Annotated in this window: 3 protein-coding genes; all 3 read right to left on the bottom strand. The window is 61.2% G+C overall.

Annotated features, from left to right (window positions below; genetic code table 11):
- Positions 1-1,878: capsular polysaccharide biosynthesis protein (locus CAK78_RS10560; protein WP_441296587.1), on the bottom strand; the 1,878-nt coding region annotated here is incomplete at its 3' end.
- Between the two features lie 23 nt (positions 1,879-1,901).
- Positions 1,902-2,606 carry a galactosyltransferase-related protein gene (locus tag CAK78_RS10555; RefSeq protein WP_017765961.1) on the bottom strand — a complete coding sequence of 235 codons (705 nt, stop codon included), beginning with the start codon at positions 2,604-2,606 and terminating at the stop codon, positions 1,902-1,904.
- A gap of 17 nt (positions 2,607-2,623) precedes the next feature.
- On the bottom strand, positions 2,624-2,970 hold a 347-nt coding region (locus CAK78_RS10550; protein ID WP_141214171.1), incomplete at its 5' end, for a transposase.

The following is a 2,970-nucleotide window of genomic DNA, read 5'->3' as shown; positions in this document are numbered from 1 at the left end:
GCCTAGAGCGGCCAAAGGCAGGGTTCGTTGCCGACGAGCAGGAGGGTGGGCATCCGTGGTCAGGCCCCAGCCACTGTAGAAGGGTTGACCCCAGGTCGTGACCTTGACCCCCTGCACCAGCGCCTCGAATCCGCTCAGCGAGGTCATGGTATGCAGCTCGTCCACATGGGGATAGAGGCTGGTGAGGCCGATATCGAGTACCTGGCTGTCGACGCACTCCGCCAGGCAGGCAGCCGAGATGGCACCGGCCCGGTTGCCTGCCACCACATCCGGATGCGGCTTGTAGATGATATGAGCCTCGGGTTTGGCAGCCCGCACGGCCCACAGCAACTGCTCGTTGCTGCGAATGATTGGACTGCCGGTCAGGATGGAGGCATCCCCGTCGACCTGGCCCACCACCAGCACCCGCGTGCGGCCATCCGCCGGCGGTGTGAACGACTGCACTGTGCCCACATTGTATTTGCTGACGCCGTGTCGCTTGAGCAGCTCAAGCAGAGCCTGGCCTCGCATGACCTCCTGCTCGGTCAGTTGCTGGTAATTGAGCAGCTGCTCGAGCCCGCTTGGGGTGCGGCAGTCAAAATAGATCCCCACCGGATCGATGGAGAGGGAAGAGGGACGACACAGGTTGGAGCCCAGCCCGCGAGAGCGGATAAAACCATCTTCCACCCGAATGGCCGAGGTGAGATCGGGATGCCGGCTGCCCCAGACCAACACCTGCTCATCGCCGGTCAGCCGCTTGGGAGGCTTGCGAACAAAACGAAGCTCCTCGGCCAGGTGATGACAAAACGCCTGCATAAAGGCGCGCTTCCACAGCGAAAAACCGACCAGATAGAGCCTGCGCCAACGGGGAGCGGGCTTTTGCTGGCGGGCGATGATGGCGATCACCTCTTCCACTTCGCAGCGCTGGCCGAGCACGGGGTCAAGGTAGCGCGGATAGTGGATCAAGGCCGCCGCCACCAACTGGGCCAGCGACACCGGCAGGTTGCGGCGCTCACACTGCTTGCTGTCGTGGGTCAGCCCCCAGCCGGCATAAAACGGCATGCCGAAGCAGTAGACCGGCTTGCCCAGCAACAGCCCCTCAAAGCCGAGCTGGGATGAGACGGTATAGACGGCATCCACCAGGCTCAGCAGCGCGTGGGGATGACAATGGTCGGCCACTATCTCCACATCGCTCAGCTTCAGCCTGGCCAGCACGCCGCTCTTCTTGCCAAAGCGGGTATCCGGGTGAGTGCGCAGCAGCAGACGGGCATGGGGGGGGTTGCGACGCGCCGCTTCCACCATGGCAACAAAATCGGCTTCGCTGGCGAGCGCGCCGGGGATGGAGAGATCGCCGGCCACCTGATCGACCAGCAAGACTCTGGGCCTGGCGTCTTGCAGCAGGCGTTGAGCCAGTGCCGCCGGTAGCCCTTTCACTTCGGCAACCGGGCTGCGGGGCCCGGCGGCCGAGGCGGTATCAGGGCGACTGGCATAACAGTTGTACTTGGTCACCCCAAGGCGTACCAGTTCGCCTATCAGTCGCTCGGCCCGCGCCAGCGTGCCGGCATCGCAAGGGGTGGCGATCAGCTGTTCGAGCCGGCTGGGTTGGCGGGCATCGTAATAGATGCCGACCGGATCGGCGATCAGCGACACCGCCATCCCCCCCTTGGCAGGGTGGCCGATATAGCCGATAAAGCCGTCTTCCAGTTGCCAGTAGGGCAGGCCCAGTGCCTGTGCCTGCTGCTTGATCTGACGGGTATTGGCCTTCTGGCCCCAGCCGATCAGCACATCACCCGGTTGTGGGTCATCAGGGGATGTGAAGCGAGCCAGGGGCAGGTCCAGGCAGGCACCGATCTGGGCGCTGCGAGCCATAATGCCGCCGGATTGTGTCCATAGAGTCATGCAAATTGCTCAGATAAAAAAGTTCAGCGAGACCTGGGGTTGAACATGTCTCTGAAAAAAGCCCGAGGGTTGAGGTAGAGCTTGCGCAGCTTGCGCCACAAAGGGCGCTTGGGTTTGATGCCATCCTGCCAGCGAAGCAGGCCCGGATACTCCTGCACCGGGTAGCCAGCCTCCTCCTGCAAGCGGATCATCCATTCCCGAAAATCGGGCAGCTCTCCACCAAGGTCGTTGCAGGGCACCACGGGCCCCTTAAGCGGGCCCCGCTCTGCCTCGCTGCGTGCCAGCATCTGCTCGAGCAGCTGATCATTGCCTGCCCGCCGCTTATGGTATGGGTGGGTCAGGGGGCGCGGATGCCACTGGTGCACCAGAAACCGGCCGGCAAACAGATGGGGCAGCGCATAATAGCTGAAATAGCGCCGAAAGCCCTGATAATCCCCCGGATGCTGGGCCTTGATATTGAGGGCATAGTCATCCGGCCTTGGCCCGATGGGATAGTGGCGGGTAAGGCGGTCTATCAGTTCGAGATCTTCGCCGCCATGGCCGACAAACTGCTCATCAAAGCCCCCCAGCTGCAAAAACCACTCGCGGTTCATCAGCAGACAGCTGCTGGCCAGGGCGATTCCCTCCACCCTATGGTTTTCACCGCGCAAGAAGGACTCCAGGCAGCCCTGAAAATCCCCGTCAAAGCGCTCCGTCTCTTCCTTGGTTAGATAGAGACAGGGGTACATTTCAAAGGTATTCCTGATTACCCATGACCCTCAGCCAGCTTCAAGAGCCGATATGGCATCGGAGGGCTTGCCACGACTGCATGCCCCAATTCAACCAACATGCTTTTGAGGTCAAAACGATGATTAAACCGGAAGCAGTATTCAGCAAGATGTCTCGGTAAATGCTTCGCTCCGAGCGTATGGCAACTGCCCCGCAGCGAGTTCTTCACATTCCCTATCATCGTGTTTACCCAGTTGAATGCCGGATGATCCAGCAAGTCAAGGTTGCCCCCGGTGACAACACCCAGGTGCTCACAATTGGCCTCCTTCACCGCCCTGAAACAGGCCAATCCATCGGATATCACCGCGCTACCACTGGCAACAT

Source organism: Aeromonas sp. A35_P (assembly GCF_002259925.1).
GTDB lineage: Bacteria > Pseudomonadota > Gammaproteobacteria > Enterobacterales > Aeromonadaceae > Aeromonas > Aeromonas dhakensis.
Note: the sequence above shows the minus strand (reverse complement) of the source record. Positions and strands in the feature narration are given on the sequence as shown.

Bases quoted from the DNA above. Each gene is read 5' to 3' on its own strand.
- CAK78_RS10555 (WP_017765961.1), bottom strand. From the start codon at position 2,606: ATGTACCCCTGTCTCTATCTAACCAAGGAAGAGACGGAGCGCTTTGAC.